Source organism: Salegentibacter sp. 24, assembly GCF_004362395.1.
Classification (GTDB): domain Bacteria; phylum Bacteroidota; class Bacteroidia; order Flavobacteriales; family Flavobacteriaceae; genus Salegentibacter.
In genome coordinates this window covers 1-25,295 of record NZ_SNWE01000016.1, presented here as the reverse complement: position 1 = coordinate 25,295, position 25,295 = coordinate 1, and the positions used below count along the sequence as shown (strand labels likewise).

The 25,295-nt window shown below is 36.1% G+C and carries 29 protein-coding genes; 19 read left to right on the top strand and 10 right to left on the bottom strand.

The window, feature by feature from the left end; all coding sequences use genetic code 11:
• Positions 1 to 67 precede the first annotated feature (67 nt).
• The 6 genes from DET49_RS12160 (at position 68) to DET49_RS12135 (ending at position 5,224) form a co-directional block, all read left to right on the top strand.
• Positions 68 to 1,021, top strand: a complete 954-nt coding sequence (locus DET49_RS12160; RefSeq protein ID WP_133548440.1) for a D-2-hydroxyacid dehydrogenase — start codon at positions 68 to 70, stop codon at positions 1,019 to 1,021.
• A gap of 68 nt (positions 1,022 to 1,089) precedes the next feature.
• Positions 1,090 to 1,710: a DUF937 domain-containing protein gene (locus tag DET49_RS12155; RefSeq protein WP_133548378.1), complete on the top strand. Its 621-nt coding sequence runs from the start codon at positions 1,090 to 1,092 to the stop codon at positions 1,708 to 1,710.
• A gap of 69 nt (positions 1,711 to 1,779) precedes the next feature.
• Positions 1,780 to 2,199 (top strand): DUF6146 family protein, encoded by a 420-nt coding sequence (locus tag DET49_RS12150; protein WP_133548377.1) that lies wholly within the window; start codon positions 1,780 to 1,782, stop codon positions 2,197 to 2,199.
• A gap of 44 nt (positions 2,200 to 2,243) precedes the next feature.
• Positions 2,244 to 2,546 carry a DUF6787 family protein gene (locus DET49_RS12145; RefSeq protein ID WP_133548376.1) on the top strand — a complete coding sequence of 101 codons (303 nt, stop codon included), beginning with the start codon at positions 2,244 to 2,246 and terminating at the stop codon, positions 2,544 to 2,546.
• A 5-nt stretch (positions 2,547 to 2,551) separates the two neighbouring features.
• Positions 2,552 to 2,869, top strand: coding sequence for a hypothetical protein (locus DET49_RS12140; RefSeq protein ID WP_133548375.1), 318 nt, complete (start codon positions 2,552 to 2,554; stop codon positions 2,867 to 2,869).
• 45 nt (positions 2,870 to 2,914) lie between these two features.
• Entirely contained in the window at positions 2,915 to 5,224 is a 2,310-nt protein-coding gene (locus tag DET49_RS12135; protein ID WP_133548374.1) for a TonB-dependent receptor, read from the top strand.
• 79 nt (positions 5,225 to 5,303) lie between these two features.
• On the opposite strand, the gene DET49_RS12130 is transcribed toward DET49_RS12135, so the two are convergent.
• The 4 genes from DET49_RS12130 to msrA form a co-directional block, all read right to left on the bottom strand.
• Complete coding sequence (locus tag DET49_RS12130; RefSeq protein ID WP_133548373.1) at positions 5,304 to 5,570, bottom strand: hypothetical protein; 267 nt, start codon at positions 5,568 to 5,570, stop codon at positions 5,304 to 5,306.
• 159 nt (positions 5,571 to 5,729) lie between these two features.
• Positions 5,730 to 6,032 carry a hypothetical protein gene (locus tag DET49_RS12125; protein WP_133548372.1) on the bottom strand — a complete coding sequence of 101 codons (303 nt, stop codon included), beginning with the start codon at positions 6,030 to 6,032 and terminating at the stop codon, positions 5,730 to 5,732.
• Between the two features lie 44 nt (positions 6,033 to 6,076).
• Positions 6,077 to 6,670, bottom strand: coding sequence for a GTP cyclohydrolase I FolE (folE, locus tag DET49_RS12120; RefSeq protein ID WP_133548371.1), 594 nt, complete (start codon positions 6,668 to 6,670; stop codon positions 6,077 to 6,079).
• A gap of 2 nt (positions 6,671 to 6,672) precedes the next feature.
• On the bottom strand, positions 6,673 to 7,215 hold the full coding sequence (gene msrA / locus DET49_RS12115; protein ID WP_133548370.1) for a peptide-methionine (S)-S-oxide reductase MsrA: 543 nt from the start codon (positions 7,213 to 7,215) through the stop codon (positions 6,673 to 6,675).
• A gap of 151 nt (positions 7,216 to 7,366) precedes the next feature.
• On the opposite strand from msrA, the gene DET49_RS12110 reads away from it, so the two are divergent.
• The 8 genes from DET49_RS12110 to DET49_RS12075 all read left to right on the top strand — a co-directional run bounded on the left by DET49_RS12110 (position 7,367) and on the right by DET49_RS12075 (position 15,737).
• On the top strand, positions 7,367 to 8,041 hold the full coding sequence (locus DET49_RS12110) for an ABC transporter ATP-binding protein (protein ID WP_133548369.1): 675 nt from the start codon (positions 7,367 to 7,369) through the stop codon (positions 8,039 to 8,041).
• 5 nt (positions 8,042 to 8,046) lie between these two features.
• Positions 8,047 to 8,811: a TIGR02757 family protein gene (locus DET49_RS12105; protein ID WP_133548368.1), complete on the top strand. Its 765-nt coding sequence runs from the start codon at positions 8,047 to 8,049 to the stop codon at positions 8,809 to 8,811.
• A 58-nt stretch (positions 8,812 to 8,869) separates the two neighbouring features.
• The gene (locus DET49_RS12100; RefSeq protein ID WP_133548367.1) at positions 8,870 to 10,087 is read left to right on the top strand and encodes a sensor histidine kinase; all 1,218 of its coding nucleotides are present in this window, start codon (positions 8,870 to 8,872) and stop codon (positions 10,085 to 10,087) included.
• Positions 10,088 to 10,230: 143 nt separating this feature from the next.
• The gene (locus DET49_RS12095; protein ID WP_133548366.1) at positions 10,231 to 11,433 is read left to right on the top strand and encodes a sensor histidine kinase; all 1,203 of its coding nucleotides are present in this window, start codon (positions 10,231 to 10,233) and stop codon (positions 11,431 to 11,433) included.
• 43 nt (positions 11,434 to 11,476) lie between these two features.
• The gene (locus DET49_RS12090; protein WP_133548365.1) at positions 11,477 to 13,402 is read left to right on the top strand and encodes a BatA domain-containing protein; all 1,926 of its coding nucleotides are present in this window, start codon (positions 11,477 to 11,479) and stop codon (positions 13,400 to 13,402) included.
• A 53-nt stretch (positions 13,403 to 13,455) separates the two neighbouring features.
• A complete protein-coding gene (locus tag DET49_RS12085) occupies positions 13,456 to 14,718 on the top strand; it encodes a dihydroorotase (RefSeq protein ID WP_133548364.1) in 1,263 nt (420 codons plus the stop codon).
• A gap of 32 nt (positions 14,719 to 14,750) precedes the next feature.
• Positions 14,751 to 15,077 (top strand): DUF4870 domain-containing protein, encoded by a 327-nt coding sequence (locus DET49_RS12080; protein WP_133548363.1) that lies wholly within the window; start codon positions 14,751 to 14,753, stop codon positions 15,075 to 15,077.
• Positions 15,078 to 15,737, top strand: a complete 660-nt coding sequence (locus DET49_RS12075) for an alpha/beta hydrolase (protein ID WP_133548362.1) — start codon at positions 15,078 to 15,080, stop codon at positions 15,735 to 15,737. It begins immediately after the preceding gene.
• Here the strand turns inward: DET49_RS12075 and DET49_RS12070 are convergent.
• Positions 15,734 to 16,231, bottom strand: coding sequence for a hypothetical protein (locus DET49_RS12070; RefSeq protein WP_133548361.1), 498 nt, complete (start codon positions 16,229 to 16,231; stop codon positions 15,734 to 15,736). The two genes, DET49_RS12075 and DET49_RS12070, sit on opposite strands and share 4 nt — an antisense overlap.
• Before the next feature lies 1 nt (position 16,232).
• Positions 16,233 to 16,994, bottom strand: a complete 762-nt coding sequence (locus tag DET49_RS12065; protein WP_133548360.1) for an MBL fold metallo-hydrolase — start codon at positions 16,992 to 16,994, stop codon at positions 16,233 to 16,235.
• A gap of 105 nt (positions 16,995 to 17,099) precedes the next feature.
• Here DET49_RS12065 and DET49_RS12060 point away from each other — a divergent pair, with 105 nt between their 5' ends.
• Positions 17,100 to 18,560: a TonB-dependent receptor gene (locus DET49_RS12060; RefSeq protein ID WP_133548359.1), complete on the top strand. Its 1,461-nt coding sequence runs from the start codon at positions 17,100 to 17,102 to the stop codon at positions 18,558 to 18,560.
• A gap of 76 nt (positions 18,561 to 18,636) precedes the next feature.
• On the opposite strand, the gene murA is transcribed toward DET49_RS12060, so the two are convergent.
• The 3 genes from murA to DET49_RS12045 all read right to left on the bottom strand — a co-directional run bounded on the left by murA (position 18,637) and on the right by DET49_RS12045 (position 21,002).
• Positions 18,637 to 19,950 carry a UDP-N-acetylglucosamine 1-carboxyvinyltransferase gene (gene murA / locus DET49_RS12055; protein ID WP_133548358.1) on the bottom strand — a complete coding sequence of 438 codons (1,314 nt, stop codon included), beginning with the start codon at positions 19,948 to 19,950 and terminating at the stop codon, positions 18,637 to 18,639.
• Positions 19,951 to 19,966: 16 nt separating this feature from the next.
• Complete coding sequence (locus tag DET49_RS12050; protein ID WP_133548357.1) at positions 19,967 to 20,614, bottom strand: DUF4290 domain-containing protein; 648 nt, start codon at positions 20,612 to 20,614, stop codon at positions 19,967 to 19,969.
• Between the two features lie 94 nt (positions 20,615 to 20,708).
• Entirely contained in the window at positions 20,709 to 21,002 is a 294-nt protein-coding gene (locus DET49_RS12045) for a DUF493 family protein (RefSeq protein WP_133548356.1), read from the bottom strand.
• Between the two features lie 79 nt (positions 21,003 to 21,081).
• Between DET49_RS12045 and DET49_RS12040 the strand changes: the two genes are divergently transcribed.
• The 4 genes from DET49_RS12040 (at position 21,082) to DET49_RS12025 (ending at position 24,932) form a co-directional block, all read left to right on the top strand.
• Positions 21,082 to 21,615, top strand: coding sequence for an AAA family ATPase (locus tag DET49_RS12040; RefSeq protein WP_133548355.1), 534 nt, complete (start codon positions 21,082 to 21,084; stop codon positions 21,613 to 21,615).
• Between the two features lie 10 nt (positions 21,616 to 21,625).
• Positions 21,626 to 23,527: an ATP-dependent DNA helicase RecQ gene (locus DET49_RS12035; protein WP_133548354.1), complete on the top strand. Its 1,902-nt coding sequence runs from the start codon at positions 21,626 to 21,628 to the stop codon at positions 23,525 to 23,527.
• The gene (fmt, locus tag DET49_RS12030; RefSeq protein ID WP_133548439.1) at positions 23,527 to 24,474 is read left to right on the top strand and encodes a methionyl-tRNA formyltransferase; all 948 of its coding nucleotides are present in this window, start codon (positions 23,527 to 23,529) and stop codon (positions 24,472 to 24,474) included. The genes DET49_RS12035 and fmt overlap by 1 nt, the downstream gene beginning before the upstream one ends.
• Positions 24,475 to 24,659: 185 nt before the next feature.
• Complete coding sequence (locus DET49_RS12025) at positions 24,660 to 24,932, top strand: HU family DNA-binding protein (protein ID WP_006990442.1); 273 nt, start codon at positions 24,660 to 24,662, stop codon at positions 24,930 to 24,932.
• 145 nt (positions 24,933 to 25,077) lie between these two features.
• Here DET49_RS12025 and DET49_RS12020 read toward each other — a convergent pair.
• Positions 25,078 to 25,295: transposase (locus tag DET49_RS12020; protein WP_166636574.1), on the bottom strand; the 218-nt coding region annotated here is incomplete at its 5' end.

Genomic DNA, 25,295 nt, shown 5'->3' with positions numbered 1-25,295 from the left:
CAAAAAGCAATAAATGAAACCTGAAGATTTTTTTAACAAATCCACATCCTCAACCCGACCTGAAAAGATCAAAGTTCTTGCCAACGATGGCCTTGCCAAAGCCGGTATAGCAGCTTTGGAAAATGCTGGATTTCAAGTAATTAGTACCAAAGTAGCCCAGGAACAATTGGCAGAATATATAAATTCCAAAAATATTAGTGTCTTGCTGGTCAGAAGTGCAACTACGGTGGACAAAAGCTTAATTGATGCCTGCAAAGACTTAAAATTAATAGGCCGCGGTGGGGTTGGCCTTGATAATATTGCCGTAGATTATGCGGAAAGCAAAAATATAAAGGTGTTTAATACTCCGCAGGCGGCTTCTGGCTCCGTAGCTGAACTTGTGTTTGCACATCTTTTCAGTGGAGTTAGAAAATTATTCGATGCCAATAGGAATATGCCCTTAGAAGGTGAATCTCGATTTAACGCGCTTAAAAAATCTTATTCTGCAGGAATTGAACTTAGAGGAAAGACCTTGGGAATTATTGGTTTTGGTAGAATTGGTCGAGAAGTGGCAAAAATAGCCTTGGGCCTGGGTATGAAAGTCATTGCCAGTGATAATGAGGTTGGGGAAGTTAAAATCTGCCTGGAATTCTATAATCATCAAAGTATAGAAATCCCTATAAAAACGGAACCGGTGGAAGAACTTATAAAACATTCGGATTTTATAACATTACATGTACCGGCTCAGCCTAAACCTATAATTGGTAAAGAAGAACTTAAAGCAATGAAGCCGGGGGTTGGTATTATTAACACTGCTCGAGGTGGTGTAATAGATGAGGTTGCCCTTCTAGAGGCTATAGAAAATGGGAAAGTAGCTTTTGCCGGTTTAGATACTTTTGAAGCAGAACCAAGACCAGCCATTAAACTACTTATGAACGAAAAACTATCCTTAAGCCCACATATTGGAGCTTCTACCTTGGAAGCACAAGAACGTATAGCTTTAGAACTTTCAAATCAAATAATTTCATACTTTAAAAAGTAGATTATAATAAAGCTTTAACGCCCTGAATTCTTTAAAAGACGTAAATTCATTTTATAAAAATAATGATTATGGCTTCTATTTTGGATTTATTAAATACTCAGACCGGAAATCAGTTGGTTAGTAAAGCTAGCATGAAAACTTCCGAAGAAGAAGGGAAAGTAACTTCCGTGCTTGGTATGGCTTTACCGCTGATTCTTGGTGCAATGAGACGCAATACAAAAGATCCACAAGGTGCCGAGAGCTTAAATAAAGCTTTACAAAATGAAAAGCATAATGGTGATGTATTAAATAAGCTGGAGGATAAAAATCCGGAAGAACTTATAGGAGAAGGTAGTAAAATTTTAAATCATGTATTGGGTACTAATCAAAGTGGAGTCAGCAAAACTGTTGCTGGTGCCCTCAATATGAATGAAGCTTCGGTTAACAGAATCCTTGAAATGGCTGCGCCTGTGGTGATGGGTTTACTGGGCCAGCAAAAAAGGAAAGATAATGTGGGTGCTTCCGGGTTATCAGATCTTTTAGATTCGGTTATGGGTTCCAGTTCTTCGCACGATCAGTCTTTGTTAGAAACTTTATTGGATGCCAATGGTGACGGTAAGATTACTGATGATGTGGCAGGGATGATCTTTGGTGGTAAAAAAGGAAAGAAAGGTGGAAGCTTACTTGGTGGAATGCTAGGTGGGAAATAAATTTAGGAATATATTTTGCACTATATTTTTACAGAGTTAAAAATCACCCCGTGTGAATAAAAAACAACAATGAAAAATTTCATATACATATTATTACTTGGATTATTTATTTATAGTTGTGGCAGCACGCGAAATAGAAATCTGGGAGATTCTCAGATTAATGAGGATACCGTGCGAATTGCTAATGATAGCCTTGAGTATGAAATTATAATTATTGAACCAGGATTTAATCTTTTTATAAATTCTATCGCAAAGCCAGAAGGTTATTACTCTCAGCAGTACCTGGAAAACAAAAACCGTTTGCTTGTTTCCGAGTATAATCAAAGAGTGAGACAACCCCAGCGCTATAACCCGAACCTTTATTTACAACAAATCAATTATAACCCATCGATAGATTATGGTTACGAGGTAAATTATTTATTGTACAATTATTTCGTTTTTTTCAGTAGGCATTACAATCAGGATTTTTCTGTACCTACGCGTATTTAACACTGATTATTTTAATTCTTCAAAGCTTTTAGTACTTTTGCCGTATGAATAAATTAAAAGCACGTTGGGGTATAGATTCTAATTGGCAAATTTTTATTATACTATTGGTTTTCGCCATTACGGGTTCTACTTCAGCCAAGTTGGCTGAACCTGTATGTAACCTTTTGGGAATCTACGAATCCTCATCGCATTGGGCAGTTTACTGGAGTGCCAGAATTATTCTAATATTTCCTATTTATCAGGTGTTATTAGTTAGCTTTGGCTGGATCTTTGGCCAGTTTCAGTTCTTCTGGGCATTTGAAAAGAAAATGTTAAGCCGACTGGGATTTTCTAAATTACTTCAATAAATTTCTTGAAAATTTTAAAGCACATATTCGCGATATTACTGGGAGCCTTACTTTTACTTCCAGTTGTAATTAGTTTCTCTCATATTTTCAGTGGTCACGGCCACGAATTATGTATTAATTATGCCGATGAACATTTTCACCAAAGCAACCTAGATTGCGATGTTTATTCCTATCATCAAAACCCGGCATTAACTGCAGCCTTTCCCTATTTTGAAACTCTTCAGGAAAAGCAGGTTAAAAAACAATTCTTTGATTTTTATCAATTTTTAAGTGATTATCAGAAGCTCTCTTTCGAGCTTCGCGGCCCACCATTGGCAGCCTAACATTTCGTTTAATTTGTTAGAAGTATAATTATTTAAAAACACATTATGAAAAGTTTACTTTTCTCATTGCTATTCTTAGCACTGAGCCCTATTATATATGCCCAAAATAGTCTCTCGGGCCAAATTACCAATGCTGAAAACGGAGATCCGGTTTTTAGTACAAATGTTTATTTTCCAGAACTAAGTAAAGGCGAAATGACCGATATTAATGGAAATTTCCACATAAAAAATATACCCAACGGAACCTTCAAGATCGTAATCTCCTCGGTTGGGTTTGCCACCTATTCGCAAGAACTAAGTTTTCCCGAAACAAAAAATTTAAATATCACTTTAGAGAAATCAGCCATAGAAATGGAAGAAGTGATTGTATCTACACCGTTTCACCAGTTACAAAGTGAAAATGTAATGCGTGTGGAACGTGAAAATGTCGCAGAATTAAATCGGAAAGGGGCCATAACCTTAAGTGATGGCTTAACCCAAATAGCCGGAGTAGAAAGTTTAACTACCGGGGTAGGAATTGGAAAACCAGTAATTAGAGGTTTAAGTTCAAACCGCGTTTTGGTTTATACACAGGGTATTCGGTTGGAAAACCAACAATATGGTGACGAACACGGTCTTGGTATAAGTTCAAAAGGTATTGCTAGTGTTGAGGTAATTAAAGGTCCCGCATCCCTGCTATACGGAAGTGATGCTATTGGTGGTGTACTGTACCTGAACCCTGAACGCTACGCTCCCCAAAATAAAACCGACGGGGAAATAGATCTAACTTACTTTAGTAATACGCTGGGCTACCAGGGAAGTGTAATGGCAAAAACTTCGGGTGAAAAATTAAAATTCCTGGCACGTGGAAGTTATGCGGCTCATAGTGATTACGAGACTGGGAACGGTGAAAGAGTAACCAATACGCGTTTTGATGAGACCGATTTTAAAGCGGGAGTGGGATACCAGGATGCTAAATTCAAAACTGACCTTAGGTACAATTTCAATAAATCTAAGATAGGAATACCAGAGGAAATTGGGTTGCAGACAACACAGAAAACACCACTTCTACCCTATCAGGAAATTGACAATCATATTGTAAGTCTGGAAAATAAACTTTATTTAAAAAATTCCAGTCTAGACTTTAAAGTTGGTTATCAGTATAATAACCGAAAGGAATTTGAAGAACATCATCATGAAGAAGACCATAGTGAAGAAGAACCTGGAGAACATATGGAACACCAAGAGGAAGAAGATACGAAGCATGCTGCTTTGGAAATGCATCTTGAAACCTTAAACTATAACCTGAAGTATAATTTACCCAAAAGCGGAAGGTTTGAAACTATTTTGGGTCTGCAAGGAATGCATCAAACAAATACCAATTACGGTGAAGAAATTTTAATCCCGAATGCTACAACTACGGATTTTGGAGTTTTTGCCACTACGCACGTTCATTTCGATAACTGGGATTTTCAGGGAGGATTAAGATTTGATACCCGCCATATTGATAGTGAAGCTGTAGAAGTACATCTTGAAGATGAACATAATGGTGAAGCACATGCGGAAGGAGGAGACATTGCGGCTATAAATAATGCTTATAAAAGCATCAACGGGGCATTAGGTGCGAAGTATAATCTTTCCGAAAAATTAAGCACAAGGCTTAATTTTGCTACTGGTTTCAGGGCACCTAATTTATCGGAATTAACCTCCAACGGGGCTCATCACGGGACCAACCGCTATGAAGTCGGAAATGAGAATCTCGATAATGAACAGAATTTCCAGGTAGATCTTTCCTTAGAATGGCGAAATAAACATTTTGAAGCTTTCGTTAATGGATTTCACAATACGATAAATAATTATATTTATTTGCAACCCACTGGTGCGCTATTAGAAGAAAACCCGGTTTTCGAATATATTCAAAATGATGCTGAATTGTACGGAGGGGAAATTGGCGTACATATTCACCCCCATCCGTTAGACTGGTTACATTTAGAAAGCACTTTTGAAACTGTTACTGGTAAACGGGATAATGGTACATATCTACCGCTAATCCCAGCCAATTCCCTAACCAATACGTTGCGATTAGAATTCGAAAATGCAAAAGAAAAGATCTATAGCAAATATATTTTTTTAAGACATAAAAATGTTTTCGGTCAAAATAATGTAAGTGAATTTGAAACTCGCACCGATGGTTATGGACTTCTAGGGGCGGGATTCGGTGGTCAATTAGCGATCAATGCTACAGAAATGAGGATCGGGGTAAGTGCGAATAACATCTTGAATAAAGACTATATCTCTCATTTATCCCGGTTAAAACCAGACGGCATCTCCAATATTGGAAGAAATATTTCCGTTTCGGTTAGGTGGTTGTTTTAATATAAATATCCTTATAAAAGTCCCTTAAATTTATATATACAAGACCTCGCAGGCTTTATACCTTAGAGGTCTTGTTTTATTATACTACAATTTTCTTTTTGCCTTCAACCTCGGGATTATTTTTTTCAATATCGTCAATGCGAGTTAAATCTTTTTTCTTCCTATCTTTCAAAAAGCTATACGCCGCAATTCCAGCTCCAGCCGCTACTGCTCCTACTCCAAGTGCACTTGCCGGTTTTTTGAGGATCATTTTTCCCGCTTTAAAAATCACAGCCCTTTTCAGCCAGGTAATTCCTTTTTTTACTACTTGATTATTCATGATTTTATTTTTATTGAATTTATCCAAACTAATCTTTATGCTATAAATATCGCGGTAATTCTGCTTTCGGAACGTTAAAGAGGTTTCAAATAACACAGATTTAACGGTTTACATTCAAAATTAAAACCAAAAAAAAGGGAAACCCTTTAATTGATTTCCCATTTCAAATTCCCCTAAAAAATATTGCTAATAACTCTCAACCTCTATTGTTCTTGGTTCATTCATTTCCTTCTTCCATATAAAAGTATATAAATACATCAGGGTAAAAGTTGGAATAAGGTCCGTTCCCGGCAGTATTTCCTCCAAAAAGACAAATACGGAGGCAAATTTACCTTTTTTTCCAGGATACATTTCACTCATTTTTCTGGCTGCAAATGGTGCCCATAATAAATCTAGAAATGGTCCTACAAAAGGAATTGCTATAGTAGCCATACCAATAGCATCATAGCCCAGACTTTTTATAAGTAATTTATTTTTTAAAAGTTTCATCTTAATATCTTTATTCAATGCTGAACAAATAAAGTGCCAGATTACTATTTAAGATTGGAGCTAATGAGTTTTAAAAACTCATTTCGAGTTTCAATTTTTTCAAATTGTCCTCGAAATCCGGAAGTGGTTGTGGCGCTATTTTGCTTTTGTACCCCGCGCATCATCATACACATATGCACAGCTTCGATAACCACCGCAACTCCTTTTGGTTGCAGCGTATTGTTAATGCATTCTAAAATATTATGTGTTAAACGCTCTTGTACCTGTAACCTACGAGCAAAAACATCTACAACACGTGGTAACTTGCTTAAGCCTACAATATGTCCGTTGGGTATATAGGCTATATGGGCTTTCCCGAAAAAAGGCAGCATATGATGTTCACAAAGCGAATACAATTCTATGTCTTTTACCACCACCATTTCATCATAACTCTCTTTAAACATAGCTTCTTTAAGGATGGTTTCCGCATCCATTTTATACCCCTGAGTAAGAAACTGCATAGCTTTTGCCGCGCGCTCTGGTGTTTTTTCTATCCCTTCTCTACTAATATCTTCCCCAATTCCTTCAAGGATTGCCTGGTAATTTTTCTGAAGTCCATCTGTAACTTCAATATTATATTCTTCTTTAAATTTATACATTGCTATTTCAGTTTATCTGAGAAGACTTCAGTTAATTTTTTTATTTTAGGATCTATGATAAATTGGCAATATGGTTGTTGTCTATGCTGATTATAAAAATCCTGATGTTCCTTTTCTGCAATATAAAAATCCTTTACAGCACTTAATTCTGTTACGATCCTCTTATCAAAAATGCCTTTTTTCTCCAACTCCTCCATCACTTTTTCTGCAATTTCTTTTTGAACCTGGGAATGATAAAAAATAGCACTGCGATACTGAGTACCTACATCATTTTGTTGTCGATTTAAGGTGGTTGGGTCGTGGGTTGCAAAAAACACATATAATAAATCCTGAAAACTTATGACTTCAGGATTAAATCTAATCTGAATTGCTTCGGCATGGCCGGTTCTTCCAGTAATAATTTCACGATAAGCAGGATTTTTTATAGATCCTCCGGTAAATCCCGAAAGCACTTGTTCTACGCCCTTTAAACGTTGAAAAACTGCTTCCGTACACCAGAAACAACCTCCTGCCAAGGTCACCAGTTCTAAATTGTCTGAATTCATAAATTAATTTTGTTTAGCAAATTTAAGGTATTAATAAACAAATAACTTATAATTTAACGGGATTTTAAATCGATTTTTCATTAAACATACTACTTATAGCTTTGGAGTTTTCTTTAATTTGGCTAATTTTCCCGAGCCTTAAAGCAAAAAAATGATATTAGCTAAAAATATTCATAAATATTACGGAGACCTACACGTTCTAAAAGGTCTTGATCTTCATATCGAAAAAAGTGAAATTGTTTCTATCGTAGGAGCATCTGGAGCGGGGAAAACCACTTTACTTCAAATATTGGGGACTTTGGATAAACCACAAAAAGACAAAGATTCCACACTACAAATTAACAATATTGATATTTATGGACTATCCTCGAAGGAACTATCTAAATTTAGAAATAAAAACATTGGTTTTATTTTTCAGTTCCACCAGTTATTACCTGAATTTACGGCTATAGAAAACATTTGTATTCCGGCATTTATCCAGAATATGCCAAAAAAAAAGGCTGAATTACGGGCTACTGAACTTTTAGGTTTCTTAGGGCTTCAAAACCGCGCAAGGCATAAACCGGGAGAACTTAGTGGAGGCGAACAACAACGAATTGCAGTGGCCAGGGCCTTAATTAACAATCCCGCCGTAATTTTTGCTGATGAACCTTCCGGAAATTTAGATACCGAATCTGCCGAAAACCTTCACCGATTATTTTTTAAATTAAGGGATGAGTTCCAACAAACTTTTGTAATTGTAACCCATAACGAAGAACTGGCGGATATGGCCGATAGAAAGATAATAATGCAAGATGGGATGATTATAGACAAAAAAGAAATTTAATCAGTTTGAACAAAAGTGAACTCAAATCATTTCTCGATTTTAAAGCGGAGCAGTATAATACTCCAGAATTCATAGAATCAGATCCCATACAAATTCCTCACCATTTCAATCAAAAAGAAGATATTGAAATCTCAGGTTTTCTTACTGCCACCATCTCCTGGGGAAATCGAAAAAGTATTCTTAAAAACGCTAATCTTTTAATGGATATGCTGGATCGCAGTCCATACGACTTTGTTTTGAATCACTCGCAAAGTGATTTAGAAAATCTCACCGGATTTGTACACCGCACTTTCAACGAAGCTGATTTACTTTATTTTATTAAAGCCTTAAAAAATATTTACAAAAACCATGAGGGGCTGGAAACCGTTTTTACTAAAAACGCTGAAAAAGATTCACTTCAACTCTCCATTCATAAATTCAAAAAAATATTTTTTGAAATCCCACATTCACTGCGAACACAAAAGCACGTCAGCGATCCCTTGAAAAATTCTGCTGCCAAGCGAATAAACATGTACCTGAGATGGATGGTAAGGAAAGACCAGTCGGGTGTTGATTTTGGAATATGGAAAAAATTACATTCCGCTCAATTAAGTTGTCCTTTAGATGTGCATTCGGGGAATGTGGCTAGAAAATTAAACTTGTTAAAACGAAAAGCTAATGATGCCAAGGCTTTAGTTGAATTGGATACTGCCCTTAGGAAGCTGGATCCGGCAGATCCCGTTAAATATGATTTTGCTTTATTTGGCCTAGGAGTGTTTGAAAAATATTAGGATAAATTTAACAAGTTATGTTTAATTTTGTTAAATTTGATTAAATTCAATTTATCCTATGTTACATCCAGCGATTCCAGATAACGAAAGCCAACGACTGAAAGCGCTTCAGGATGCCAATATTTTGTACTCCCCTTCTGAAGAAGAATTCGATAATATCACTCAGCTGGCTTCCTTTATCTGTAAGACACCCATAGCATTAATTTCCCTGGTTGGTGAAAAGGAGCAATGGTTTAAATCAAAATTTGGCACAAAGCTCTGCTCTTCAGATCGAGATCTTTCTTTTTGCAGCCACGCGATATTAGAGCCCGAAAAATTAATGGAAATTGAGGACACTAGGTTAGACGTTCGTTTCCATGATAATCCTTTTGTAACAGCTGAAAAGGACCCTATAATTTATTACGCAGGAATGCCTCTTAAGGATCACAATCAAATGGTTTTAGGAACGCTTTGTGTGATAGATTCTCAACCAAACAAATTAGACGTTGCACAGAAAAAGGCTTTAAGGTCTTTAGCCAAGCAGGTAGAGATTCTTCTCGAATTGAAACGTAAGAATGATTATTTAGAAAATATTAAAAAAGAGCTAAACGAACATAATACCTTGCTTAAAGATTTTGCAGGGGTGGTTTCCCACGATATGAAAATGCCACTGGCAAATATGATTATCACAGCAGATATACTCAAAGCAAAGTTTGGGGGAAAACTGGGGGAAGAAGGATTGGAGTATTTAAAAAACTTAAAACAAGCTGGATTAAGACTTAGTGGTTATATCAATGGAATTTTGGACCATTATGAAAGTGATAAAATTGCTGCATCTACTAATGAAGAATTTGACGTTCATCAATTATTAGAAGAAATCATAGATCTTTTTAATATTACTGAAGATTGCATCATTAATCTTCCTGAAGAGAATACAATTATTAGCTCTAACCGTGCCGCATTGGAGCAGATATTTTTAAATTTATTGGGAAACAGTCTAAAATACAATGATAAACCAAAAATTATCATCGATATTGAATGCTCTCATAATCCTGATTTTTACTATTTCAGTATTAAAGACAACGGTATAGGGATTCCCAAGGAAAAAGAGGACGATATTTTCAAAATATTTACTACTGTAGCTAAAACTGATCGTTCCGGAAATAAAGGTAATGGCATCGGCCTTTCTACTGTTAAAAGACTAGTTGGTAATTTGGGAGGAAATCTAAAAGTAGATTCCAAATTGGGCAAAGGCACGTGTTTTAATTTTTCGATAAGAATAAAACCTCAATCCTAGCTGCTTTTTATGGATAATTCCAGAATTTTTATTAACTTATAATAACCAGTGAGGAGGTAATCTTAAATGATTAAAAACTGGAAAGTTTCACCGCTTTATCCAGATGGAAAGTCTCGCCCGGTAAGTAGAAAATAGCAGATAAAATGCAACAAGGATATGTTTCTTCAAACGAAAAACTACGTAGGGCAGCACTGGCCGAATATGCTATTTTCAAATCGGGTGAGGATAAAGATTACGATCAACTCACTTTTTTAGCTGCAAAAATTTGCCAAACTCCTATAGCCACCATTAGTATTATAGGAAAAAATGATATTTGGTATAAATCCGTTTACGGAGCCCAGTTAGAGGAAATTCCGCGTGAGAATTCCTTTTGCGAACGTACTATTTATGCCGATGAGAAAATCTTTATCATTAATTCCAGAGACCATTCCGAGTTCTTTAGGAATGCAAAAGAAATCTACGATCGTGAGTTTCATTTCTATGCTGGTGTACCATTATTAAACCCGCAAGGTCACGCCATAGCAGTTTTTTGCATTTTTGACACCCAAATCAGAAATTTAGACGAAGAGCAGAAAAAAGCACTGCTCGCTTTGGCAAACCAGAGTCTTAATCTATTTGAATCTCGGAAACAAAGAACTAAACTGCAACACGTTCAACGAAAATTAAAGCAAAAATACAAAGACCTGGAAAAATTTGCGAGCCTGGTCTCACATGATATTAAATCGCCCTTGGCGAACATTATTTCCTTAACTGAATTGCTCAAGGATGAAAACAAAGAAAAACTAGACGAACAAAGCAGGCAGTATCTGGATTTTTTAGTAGAGTCTTCCTATTCACTTCGAAATTATGTAGACGGAATCCTAAGTTTTTACCGCAGTGATCATATTCTTGAAAAAGATTTTGAGGATGTTCACCTGCCGGCATTATTAAAAAAGATTACCGATTTATATTCGTTGGATGAAAATGTACAGATCACTTATCCGGACTATGGTCATCTAAAAAATGTAAATAAAGCTGCGCTTAGCCAGGTTTTTATGAACTTAATCAGTAATGCTTTAAAATATAACAATAAGGACGTTCGGAAAGTTGATATTAGCTTTAAGACCACAGAAACTTATTATTGCTTTTCTGTAAGTGATAATGGGAATGGGATGAATACTAATGATACCGGGAAGATCTTTCAACTCTTCTCCACTCTAGATGCTAAGGATAGGGAGGGGAATCCCGGCAGCGGCATTGGACTTGCTACGGTAAAAAAACACATAGATCAAATGCAGGGTTCCATTGATGTTATTTCAGAAAAGGGAAAAGGCAGTACTTTTAAATTCAAAATTAAACGACCCTAGCTTAAATTCCATTTCATATATTTGAAAAACTTTTGAAAGCTTTATGGAATTTAAACAGCCGGAATTACTTTATGCCCTGTTTTTACTACTCATACCACTGGCTGTTCATTTATTTCAATTACGTCGATTTCAAAAAGAAGATTTCACAAATGTGAAATTTCTAAAAAAAGTTATTCGGCAAACCAGAAAAAGCTCACAGTTAAAAAAATGGCTGGTTCTTGCCAGCAGGATGCTAATGTTAATAGCATTAATTCTCGCGTTTGCCCAGCCCTATTTTCCGGCCGAAAATCCTGAAAAAGTATCAAACCCTAAGGTGATCTTTTTAGATAATTCCTATAGCATGCAGGCCACTGGTGCAAAGGGTGAACTTTTGGCCACAGCCACTCAGGAGTTACTAGAAAGCCTGCCGGGGAAGGAAGAAATAAATCTTTTAACTCATGATAAAGAGTTTCGGGGTTACTCTGCAGAGGAATTAACTAAGGAACTTCAAGATCTTAATTTTGCTGAAAGTTCATTAGATTTTAATACTTTGAAACTAAAGGCAGAACAACTTTTAGAGGATACTGAAGGAGAAATAGATTTCATTTTAATTTCAGATTTTCAGAAAAACCTTAAGCTAGAAAAATTGACTGGCACCCCAAAAATCAACTACCATTTCATACCGTATATTCCTGAAAACACTCAAAATATCAGTATAGATTCGATGGGTATAAGTAATCGGGAAGCCAATGACATTAATTTAGAGGTTTTACTTAGCAGTACTTCAAAGATTCTAGAACCGGTAAGTATTTCAGTCTATAATAACCAAGAACTTATAGCCAAAACTGCTGTAAGCTTCCGAGATAATCTGCATGCAGAAACCAGTTTTAAAATTAATGCTGAAGAAATTTCTACCGGTATTATAAGCATTGAAGATGCTTCTTTAACATACGATAACTCCTTATTTTTTAGCATCAATAAACTTAAACCTGCTCAGGTAGTGATCATAACCAATGATATAGATGCCAGTTTTATACCCGGTATCCTTACTCTCCCAGAGTTTCATACTAAAATTTTTGAGATTGATCAAATTGATTTCAACACCCTTAATAAGGCAGACTTAATTATTCTCAACGAGTTGGAATCGCTCTCAGGAGCTTTGGAATCAAACCTGGTAAATCTTAAAAACAATGGAGCGGGCTTGGTAATTATTCCATCTAAAAATATTTCTTTAAATTCCTTTAACCATTTTCTAAATCTTCTTAATGCACCAAAATTTCAAGAATTAAAAACCCAGGAGAATTTAATCACCGAACTTAGTTTTGATCATCCTTTATTAACCGGAGTTTTTAAAGAACGAGTCGAGAATTTTGATTATCCAAAGGTCCGGTCCTATTATAATGTAACCAGAGGGAACCGGATTATTTCCTTTCAGAATAATGCAGGATTTTTACTGGAAGAAAATGGGATTTATTTATTTTCTGCGGCTTTGAATTCTGAAAATTCTAATTTCAGAAACTCTCCCCTAATAGTACCGGTTTTTTATAATATGGGACTTACCGCTTTAGAATTGCCGAATCTGTATTATGAAATAAATAAAGAAGATAAAATTAAAATTCCGCTACGTACCGGTCAGGATGAAGTCTTGCATATCGTTTCCGATTCTCAAGATTTAATTCCTCAGCAAGAGTCACTAGGCAATAACCTGGAAATTAATCTGGGGAAACTCGATATTGCCCCAGGGAACTATACATTGGAATATAAAAATGAAAACCAGGGCTACATAAGTTTTAATTCCCCCAGAAATGAAAGTAAATTGGAATATAAAATCCCAGAAGAAAAAGGTTCCATAAATAGACACCCCAATATAGCGTCTTATTTTGATGAAATAAAAGCAAATGACCAAAGCAACGAGCTTTGGAAACCCTTTGTTATTTTTGCATTGTTATTTTTAACCATAGAAATGCTTTTTTTGAAATATCTTAAATGACCAGACTGGTTATAAATTTTGGCAAACCCAAATAGGATTAAAATTATAAATAAATGAAGATACTCGTAAAATCGGTTAAAATTATAGATAAGCACACAGCTTACCACAATAAAAAGCTGGATATTCTAATTGAAAACGGGATTATAAAAAAAATTGGAAAAGATCTTACCATTAAAGCGGCTAAAATTCTTAGCCATAAGAATCTTCACATTTCAAGGGGCTGGTTTGATAGTAGTGTAAGTTTTGGAGAACCAGGTTTTGAAGAGCGTGAAACTATAGAAAACGGCCTGGATACTGCCGCTAAAAGTGGATTTACCAACATTGTTTTAAATCCAAATACTTACCCGGTAATCGATAATAATAGTGCGATTACTTCTATAATTTCGAAAGCGATGAATCACCCGGTAACACTTTTTCCAACCGGCGCGCTAACTATAAAAAGTGAAGGTGTAGATTTAGCCGAACTTTTTGATATGAAACAAGGAGGAGCTATAGCCTTCGGAGATTATAAACGAGCAGTAAAAAACCCCAATTTGCTAAAAATAGCACTCCAATACGCCCAAAATTTTGATGCTTTAGTGCAATCTTTTCCACAGGAAGATCGAATCGCAGGCAAGGGAATGGTGAATGAAGAAAAAAACAGCACCTCTTTGGGTTTAAAAGGTATCCCAAACCTGGCCGAAGAATTACAGATTACCAGAGATCTCTATCTTTTGGAGTACACCGGTGGAAAACTGCATATTCCTACTGTTTCCACTAAGAAATCGGTGGCCTTGATCCGCCAGGCCAAAAAGAAAGGTCTGGATGTAAGCTGCAGCGTTGCTATTCATAACTTGATCTTTACCGATGAGCTCTTAAATGATTTTGACACCAATGCTAAAGTTTTGCCACCACTAAGAACCAAAGAAGATATAAAAGCGCTACTAAAAGGAGTAAAAGATGGAACTATAGATATGATTACCAGCGATCATTCTCCGATTGACATAGAACATAAAAAGGTGGAATTCGACAATGCCCTGTATGGAAGTATCGGCCTGGAATCTGCATTTGGAGCTTTGCATACTCTTTTTTCAACTGAAGATGTTGTTGAAATCCTATGCAGGGGAAAACAAAGGTTTGGTCTTGAAGACAGGGAAATTAAAGAGGGCAATCCTGCAGATCTGAGTTTGTTTATTCCGGATGAAAATTATGTGTTTTCTAAGGCAAATATTTTTTCAACTTCAAAAAATAGCATTTTTGTAGGCCATCAACTAAAAGGAAAAGCTCTGGGAATTATTACCAAGGCAGGAGATTTCGGTTTAAATTTCCTTACTTAATTTATTACCTTTATAAATTAAAATAACACCTTATGAAAACTGTAGCCGAAGAAGGAAAAACACCTGCTATTGTTGCCTATCTTACCATAATTGGCACTATTATCGCCTATTTTATGAATAATGAACATAAAAATCCGTTTGCTTCATTTCATATTAGACAGGCATTTGGTATTCATGTAACTTTTTACGTTCTTGGAGTTTTGGTCGGTCTGTTTGACAGCTGGTTAATTACATCCGCCTTTTATGTCTTTATAGCAGTATTAGGAATATACGGCCTGGTAACAGCAATACAGGGCGAACAAAAAGAAGTGCCTATTATGGGCACATATTTTCAAAAATGGTTTAGTACAATACAATAGATGGATACCAAAGCACTTTCACTGGAATATCTTATAAGAAAACCGAAAAAACAGACAAAAAAGTCACCATTACTCCTTATGCTTCACGGATATGGAAGCGATGAGAGTGATCTTTTCTCTTTTGCTGAAGAATTACCAGATGAATTATTTATTATTTCGGTAAGAGCGCCTTTGGCAATGCAGCCTTATGGAAATGCATGGTATGAAATTCACTGGGATAACCAGGATGGGAAATTTAGTGACGACCATCAGGCTAAAGAATCCAGGGAGCTAATTTCAAAGTTTATTGATCAAGCCATTGAGGCCTACAATCTGGATGCTGAAAACGTTACTCTTCTAGGTTTTAGCCAGGGCAGTATTTTAAGCTATGCGGTTGCACTCTCCTACCCTGAAAAAGTCAAAAATGTTATAGCCCTTAGCGGTTATATAAATAAGGGGATATTAAAAACAGGATTTGAGAAAAACGATTTTTCAAACTTATCATTTTACTGTTCTCACGGTTCTGCTGACCAGGTAATTCCAGTAGAATGGGCGAGAAAGACCAAACCTGTATTGGATGAACTTAACATTGAAAACAGCTATTCCGAATTTCCGGTAGGTCACGGCGTGGCTCCGCAGAATTTTTTCGAATTACGTGAATGGCTTAAAACCCGAATTTAATTCGACGGATAAAGAAAGGATTTTTCCGCCTTAAGATCGAGTTTACCTTCCTCATCTATTGAATAGGTGAAAAAGACCTCACCCCAGTAAGTTCCATCTGTAAAATCGGCAATTATCCATTTATGGTTTAATATCTTGATTTTATTGATGTGCATATTGCCATCCATTCCCGCAAATGGTACATACGAATTATCGGTATTCACCTCATTGTGCCCTATTAACTCGTTTTCAATAGCTTCAGAAACAGTTACGGCTTCAATACCTCTGTCTTCAAAATAGCTCATCGCGTCTCCATTATCTAACAAAGTAAAATAATCGGAATTCTTGTTAAGTAAGGCTATAGAATCGTTTTTTAGTTCCAGGTTTTGGACTTCTTCTCTCAAAGCCTGAATATCGGCATCCCTGGAATCAAGAATTTTTTTATCATTCACATAAATAAAAATGGTAAACAATAGAGAAAAAATAAACAGGTAAAGCAATAAATTTTTACTCATTTTAAATGTGGATTTTTAGGTTATCATATGCAACATATACATTTTCCGGGAGTTTCTGCTGCACTTCATCGTGAAAGCCGAGCAAATGACTTATATGGGTTAAATATGCTTTCTCTGGCTTAACCCTGGCAATAAATTCTAAAGCTTCTTCCAGGTTTAAATGAGAATGATGGGGCTCAATTCTTAAAGCAGTAATTACCAGAACTTTTACACCATCAAGCTTTTGTACCTCCTTTTCTTCAATAGATTTAAGATCGGTGAGGTAGGCGAAATCTTTAAGTCTGAATCCAAAAACCTGCAATCGGTTGTGTTTAAAATCTATAGGCGTAATTTTTAAATCCTTAAAATAAAATGCCTCGTTTACAATTTCGTGTTCAATTACACCCGGTGCCCCCGGATATTTATTGGTTGACGTGAAAATATATTCGAAACGTTTTCGTAAAGATTCTAAAACACGTTTATGGGCAAAAATTGGGATATCTCCCTGCCGGAAGAAAAAAGGTCTAATATCATCTAAACCCGCGGTATGGTCATTGTGCTCGTGAGTATATAGAATGGCATCCAGGCTTTCTACCGGATTGGCAAGCATTTGCATCCTGAAATCAGGCCCGCAATCTATAAGAATGTTATAGCCCTCCCACTTTACCAAAACCGACACACGCAGGCGTTTGTCTTTAGGATTTTCACTTAGACAAACCGGGTGTTTGCTACCAATAATGGGAATTCCCTGTGAGGTGCCAGTGCCTAAAAATATTACTTCCAAGAATTGTTTGTTTTAAGCAAAAGTAAAGATATTTTTTTTCAATACCTTACCGTTTTTAGTACCTTTGATATACACAAAAAAGAAATCACACCTAAAAGAAAAATTATGCCAATTACAATAATGGGCGATAAGGAATTTGAAAATGTTCCTTCTATAAAAAGCAAAGCACTCCGCATTAATTTAAATGAAAATATTTACGGAACGTTTTCAGAAATCGGTGCTGGTCAGGAAACTGTTAGGAATTTTTTTAGAGCCGGAGGTGCATCGGGAACTATTGCTAAGGCGATGAGTGCTTATGATAAAGACTTTAGTGATGCAATTTATGGAGTTGAAAATGACAGAAGATATGTAACGGAAGCGAGGTTAAAAAAAATGCTTTCCCATGAAATTGGCTTAATTGAGCAGCGAATTTCTCGCGAAAAACACCCCGATAAACTTTTCTTTAGCTACGCCAATACGGTTGCAACTATAGATTTTGCAAAAAAATATAAAGGACATGGATGGGTAGGAATTAAATACCAGGTAAGCCCTAAGGAAGATTATAACGAAATTATTCTTCATGTAAGATTCCACGAAACCGATGCCCGTCACCAGCAAAATACCCTTGGAATCCTTGGTGTAAATCTTATTTATGGTGCATACTATAAATACGATAACCCTAAGAAACTATTGCGTTATCTCTACGATCATATAGATAAGGACCAAATTGAAATCGATACTATAAATTTTAGTGGACCGCGTTTTGAAGGAGTAGACAATCGTCTTATGAGCCTACAACTGGTTAAAAATGGAATGACTGATGCCGTAATGTTTGCCCCTGATGGTAATAATGTACTTCCTGCAAAAATTCTTTATAAGAAGAACATTCTAGCCCTGCGAGGAAGTTTTAGACCGGTGACCAAGGTAAATATGGACATGTATGAACGTTCGCTGGAATTATTTTTAAAAGAGAGCAAGGTTGAGAAAGAAAACACTGAAGTAATTTTTGAAATAACACTTTCCAACCTTAGAGCTGAAGGTGAAATTGATGAACGCGATTTTATGGACCGGGCTGAACTACTATGTTCCCTGGGACAAACGGTAATGATCTCCAATTTTCAGGAGTATTATCGCGTGGTTGAATATTTCTCCAGATATTCAAAGCAACGAATGGGATTAACTATGGGAGTCAATAACCTGGTTGACGTATTCGATGAAAAATATTACAGACATCTAAGTGGTGGCATCCTGGAAGCCTTTGGAAAACTGTTCTTTAAGGATCTCAAGGTATACCTCTATCCGCTTAAAGATCCTGAGACAGGAGAGATCACAACCAGCGAAAACCTGAAAGTTCATCCTAGAATGAAAGAGTTGTACAAATTTTTTAAATATAATGGAAGAGTTGAGGATATTGAAAATTACAATCCCGAAATTCTGGATATTTACTCAAGAGAAGTGCTTCAAATGATAAGTGAGGGAAAAGAAGGCTGGGAAGATATGTTGCCGGAAACAACTACAAAAATGATTAAGGAGCACAATCTTTTTCACTATAAAGAGAACAAGAAAAAAGCAGAAACTGAAGTTTAGTTCCTGAAACGTTTAAACAAAAAAATCCGGATGATCAATCCGGATTTTTTTATGAAATTATTTTACAAACAGCGCCTTATGCTACCCGCTCTATTCTAGCACCAAGTGCTTTTAAACGTTCGTCAATATTTTCGTAACCCCTGTCTATTTGTTCAATATTATGTATAGTGGATGTTCCTTTAGCTGAAAGTGCCGCAATAAGCAAGGAAATCCCCGCTCGAATATCTGGAGATGTCATTGTCGTAGCTTTTAATTGCGATTGAAAATCATGTCCAATTACCGTAGCTCGATGAGGATCACATAAAATAATCTTGGCCCCCATATCAATTAACTTATCTACAAAGAACAAACGACTTTCAAACATTTTTTGATGAATAAGTACACTCCCCCGAGCCTGAGTAGCAACTACCAGTAATATACTCAACAAATCTGGAGTAAAACCAGGCCAGGGTGCATCACTAATATTCATAATAGAGCCATCTATAAAACTCTGCACTTCATAACCATTTGTATGAGCCGGAATAAAAATATCATCCCCTTTACGCTCAATGGTAATTCCTAATTTTCTAAATGTAGTTGGAATGATACCCAACATATCCCATCGAACATTTTTAATGGTAATTTCGCTTTTGGTCATAGCTGCAAGCCCTATCCAAGAGCCTATTTCGACCATATCCGGTAAAATTTTATGGTGGCAACCCTTTAAGGAATCCACTCCCTCAATATTTAAAAGATTAGAACCAACACCACTGATTTTAGCACCTATAGAGTTCAACATATTGCAAAGTTGCTGGAGATAAGGCTCACAGGCAGCGTTGTAAATCGTAGTTGTTCCTTCAGCAAGCACAGCAGCCATTACAATATTAGCAGTACCGGTAACTGAAGCTTCTTCAAGAAGCATGTAAGCCCCTTTTAATCCATTTGGTGCTTCTACTCCGTAGAACCGCTCTTCTTTATTGTATCTGAATTCAGCGCCCAATTTAATAAAGCCTTCAAAATGGGTATCTAATCTTCTTCTACCAATTTTATCACCTCCCGGTTTTGGTATAAATCCTTTTCCAAACCTTGCAAGTAATGGTCCAACGATCATAATTGAGCCTCTTAACCCACTACCGTCTTTTTTAAATTGATCACTACTTAGATAATCTAAATCCAGATCGTTACTTTTAAAGGAATAGCTTCCCTTTCCAAGTTTTTTGATTTTAACGCCCAGATGTTCCAGAAGCTGAATTAGCTTATTCACATCCAGAATATCCGGAATATTTTCAATTACAATTTCATCTGAAGTCAATAAAACGGCACAAAGAATTTGCAGGGCCTCATTTTTAGCACCTTGAGGCTGAATTTCGCCACTCAGTTGCTGCCCGCCTTCAATTTGGAAAGTTCCCATGAAAGTAAAGTATTATTTAGTAGCGCTTACGTCCACCTCCACCTTTGCGGTTGGATTTTTTAGGATTATTGTTTTTACCGGTATGCTTTTTCTTATTTCTAATAAGGTTGGAAGCATCGCTAAGATCTTCATCGGCGTTTTTCAAATTAATTTTTCCCCCGCTAAGTTCACGAAGATGCTCAAAGATCACATCATCTTCTACGGTATCCCGGTTCCAATTCAGGTAGGACTTTTTCATATGGTTGGCTATGGTTAAAACCAAACCTTCTTTTAGGGGTCCTTCTTCCCAATCCTTAACCTCATTAATCATTCGGTTTATATTATTTCCGTAGAAACGATATTTTGGAAAGTTCTGAGGATAACCTAGCATCTCTGGACGCTCTGCTAGCATTTCCTTTGTCGGCTTAGGAAAAGGTGATTCCACATCAAGCTTAAAATCACTAATTATAAATAACTGATCCCATAATTTATGCTGAAAATCGGGCACGTCACGAAGGTGTGGTTGCATATTGCCCATTACCGCAATAATAGATTTCGCAACCTGGTTTCGCTCTTTATCGTCTTCAATTTCTATGGCTTCTTCCACCATTTTTTGAAGATGTCTTCCGTATTCGGGAATAATTAAGTGTCTCCTTTCGGAGTTATATTCTAATGCGTGTGTCAAAATTGAAATTTATAAGGTGATACTTTAATGTAGAAGTTAATCGCTGCAAAATACTAAATATTATCGGGATAGATAAAATTTTACGAATTTAAAATTAAAGGGAGATTACACCATCTACCTTTTGAGCAACTTCTTTATACTTTTCTATTACCGCATCTGGATTTTTCATTCGCACATTAACCGAAGTACTTATATAAGTTCCTTTTTTGGATTTTCTGGTGGTAATAACTGCTCCCATATTATCAAAAATCTTATCGATAATTTTCACCTGATTTGACTTTGCGGGAACTATAAATTTATAGAGATATTCAGATGGCCACAGAGATGTATCCTGTAACTGTGATTTCAATTTGGTATAAAATTCTTCCTGATCTTTCGCTCCACTCATAATAACTTAATTTTAGGCTGCAAAGATACATAGAATGCATACATTTTTATAATCAATTTCAAATGTCGAAATTTGCAGCGTGAAAAAGCAGAAAATAGTAATTACCGGCGGTCCCGGTACCGGAAAATCTTCTATAATTCGCCAACTTGAAAAACACGGCTACGAATGCCTTCATGAAATTTCAAGACAGGTAACTTTAGAAGCTCAAAAACAGGGAATAGATCAGTTATTTCTTGAAAAACCTTTGTTCTTTAGTGAAAAATTGCTAGAAGGTCGAAAAATTCAGCATCGTGAAGCAGATATGATTCCAGCTTCAACTATTTTTATCGATCGCGGCATTCCTGATGTACTGGCTTATATGGATTACTTTAAAACCGAATATTCCACTTACTTCTCCGATGCCTGTACCGAGTATTCGTATGACAAGATTTTCTTTTTACCACCCTGGGAAGAAATCTACCAAAGTGATAATGAGCGTTACGAATCTTTTAAAGAAGCGAGTTTAATCTCAAAGCATCTTTTTGAAACTTATAAAACATACGGCTACACCCCTATTGAAGTTCCCAAAACCTCAGTAATTGATAGAACCATGTTTATTTTAAACCAAATTTGATCAAGGCTATTTGCAAAATGCACAACATATATTAAAAAAATACTGGGGTCATACATCTTTCAGGCCACTCCAGGAACCTATTATAAATAGGCTCCTGGAGCAAAAGAATGTGCTTGCCTTAATGCCGACAGGTGGAGGTAAATCCCTTTGTTTTCAGCTCCCCTCTTTAATGCAGGAAGGAATTTGTATTGTGATTTCCCCCCTGGTAGCTTTAATGGAGGATCAGGTTAAAGGGCTTCAGAATAAAGGTATAAAAGCGATGGCTCTAACCGGAGGTATGGGTTATCGCGAACTGGATACCGCTCTTGATAATTGTATCTATGGAAATTATAAATTTCTTTATTTATCCCCTGAAAGACTCCAGCAGGACCTGGTGCAGGAGCGTATTAAACTGATGAATGTGAACCTTATCGCCGTGGATGAGGCACATTGCATTTCGCAATGGGGTCATGATTTTAGACCGGCTTACCGCAATATTTCTTTTTTAAAAGATTTAAAAAATGGGACCCCATTTATTGCTCTTACTGCGACGGCTACCCTAACCGTGGTAAAAGATATTCTAAAAGAGTTAGCACTGGAAGATATCGAAGTGCTAAAAGATTCCTTTTATCGTGAAAATATTTCATACAATGTTTCTATAGCCGAAAACAAATTTAATCGATTAAAACAACTCCTGAAGAATAAAAATGAAACGGCTATAGTTTATGTTAGAAGTAGAAAGGCAAGTCTGGAGATCGCTGATCTATTAAACAAAAGTGGTTATAAAGCTGATACTTTTCATGGTGGATTACTGCCAAAAGAAAAAACCAAAAGGTTAAATGACTGGTTAGAAAACAAAAACCATATAATCGTTGCTACTACGGCATTCGGAATGGGAATTGACAAATCCGATGTAAGGCAGGTGGTTCATTTAAATCTTCCTGAATCCTTAGAAAGTTATTTTCAGGAAGCTGGCAGAGCCGGAAGAGATGGAAAAAAAGCAGTGGCAACTATTATCTCCAATAAAAGTGATATTCCTGTTTTAAAGAACCAGTTTCTGGGTAATTTACCACAACTGGAAGATGTTAAATTGGTCTATAAAAAGCTGAATACTTACTTCAGAATCGCTTATGGCGAAGGAGCACAGACCGAATATAATTTTAGTTTTTCCGAATTCTGCGCTCAGTACGAACTTCCATTTTCAAAAACCTACCAAGTACTTCAGCTTTTAGACCGGTGTAGCATAATTAAACTTTCAAAGGAATTTCATAAGAAAACCAGTATTCATTTTACTATTTCAGCCAAGCAACTTCAGTATTACGTAGATCAAAATCAGAAATACGAAAATTTTGTAAAAACAATTTTGAGAAACTATGGCGGAATTATGGAAAATAAAACCGCTATTGACCTGGCCTGGGTTTGCAAAAAATCTAAGTTGGACCAAAAAATAGCCCTTAAATTTCTCAAAGAACTGGAAAAAGATCAGGTTTTAGAATATGTTTTTGCAGAGCAAGACTCAACTGTATTATTTTTGGTTCCAAGGGAAGATGATTCCGTGATTTTTCCACTGGTGCCTTATATAAGACAACATAATATATCTAAACAAAAAAAAATCGATTCTGTTTTAACTTATTTAGAAAACGATTCGATTTGCAGAAGTAAACAACTTTTAACATACTTTGGAGAAGTACAAATTGAAAATTGTGGAATTTGCTCTGTTTGCCAAAAACAAGCTGCACCTTTGACAAATGAACTTAAAAATATGATTTATAAGGAAATAATGAAAGTATTGAAAAGCTCTGAAACTTCCTCTCAAGAGCTTTTCAAAACTATAAATTTTCCTAAAGATCAGGTTTTAGAAGTTTTGCGATTACTCATAGAAAAGGAATTAATTTCCATAAAATCAGGGAATATTTATAAAATAAATAAATGATGAAATCATTAAGAATAGTATTTATGGGTACACCAGATTTCGCGGTGACCAGCCTGGAAAGCATCTTAAATGCTAATTACAATGTAGTTGGAGTTATTACCGCTCCTGATAAACCTGCAGGACGTGGAAGAAAATTACAAGAAAGTGCTGTCAAACAATTCGCATTAAAAAAAGGCCTAAAAGTTTTACAGCCTACAAATTTAAAAGACGAGCAATTTATTGAAGAGCTTAAAACACTTAATCCCACCGTACAGGTGGTAGTTGCTTTTAGAATGTTGCCCAAAATAGTATGGAGTTTACCAGAGCTGGGCACTTTCAACCTTCATGCCTCCCTTTTACCACAATATCGCGGAGCTGCTCCCATAAACTGGGCTATTATCAATAGTGAAACAAGAACAGGGGTATCAACTTTTTTCCTGGATGAAAAAATAGATACTGGCGCTATAATTCTACAAAAGGAGACTGATATTGCTGCTGATTCAAACGCAGGTGAACTTCATGACAAATTAATGAAAATTGGTTCCAAGCTTGTGATAGAGACCCTTCAGCTTATAGAAAAAGACAAGCTTACACCCACTAACCAACCTTTGGTAGAAATGCTTAAAGAGGCACCAAAGTTAGATAAAGAAAACACAAGAATTAACTGGGATCGTTCTATAGATCAAATTTACAACCTCATTCGAGGGCTAAACCCTTATCCAGGGGCCTGGTCCATTTTGTTTAACGATGGAAAACAAGGAAAAGTTAAGGTTTATCGTTGTAGAAAGGAATCGGCATTTCATGACACAAAAAATGGAAGTATTTTGGTTGAAGATAAAATACTGAAGGTAGCGGCACAGGGCGGTTACATAATAATTGAAGAATTACAACTTCCGGGAAAGCGAAAAATGGATATAAAATCACTTTTAAACGGATATAATTTTACAGAAACTGCAAAATTCTTCTAAGCCCTTATGGTTGCTGAAAGGGATAAAAATCAACTAAAAGCTGACTTGTTTATTAACAAAATAGCCGACTTATTAACAAAAATCTGCATTTCCCTTGATATTACTTGCACGGCCGAGAATTCCATATAAATTTGTAAAGCAATTTAACAGAATGTTTAACCAACAATTTATTTAAAATTCAAATTATGAACAAAACAGATTTAATTGATGCAATGGCTGAAAACGCTGGAATCTCAAAAGCAGCAGCAAAAAAAGCCTTAGAATCTTTCTTAGAAAACGTTGAAAAATCTCTTAAAAAAGGGGATCGTGTTTCTTTGGTAGGATTTGGATCTTGGTCAGTTTCTAAAAGAGCTGCCCGTGAAGGAAGAAACCCACAAACCGGTAAAACAATTAAAATTGCTGCTAAAAATGTAGTTAAATTTAAGGCCGGAGCAGATTTACAAAAAGCTGTAAACTAATAATTTGTATTAGTAAAACTTTTAAGGAGGCCGTCTAAAAAGTATTTAGATGGCCTTTTTTTTTTGATAATTTTTTTGTTAACAGAAGCACTTTTCTTTTTGTAAATCTTCTTTGTGATAAAAAATGGCAGAGAGATCCCCTCGCCTAGGCTATACTGAACTTCTTTAAGTTGTGTGCCATTGCTATTAGGCCTATTTCAGTAGTTACTTTATCCATTCCCCGGAGCATAAATCGCTTAAAACCCATATTTTGCTTGATATTTCCAAAGACTGCTTCTACATCCCAGCATCTTCTTTTGCGATGTGTTATTCCCTCCTCACTTAATAATAGGTTCCTGGCTTTTTTCTTGAGACGAATCAGGT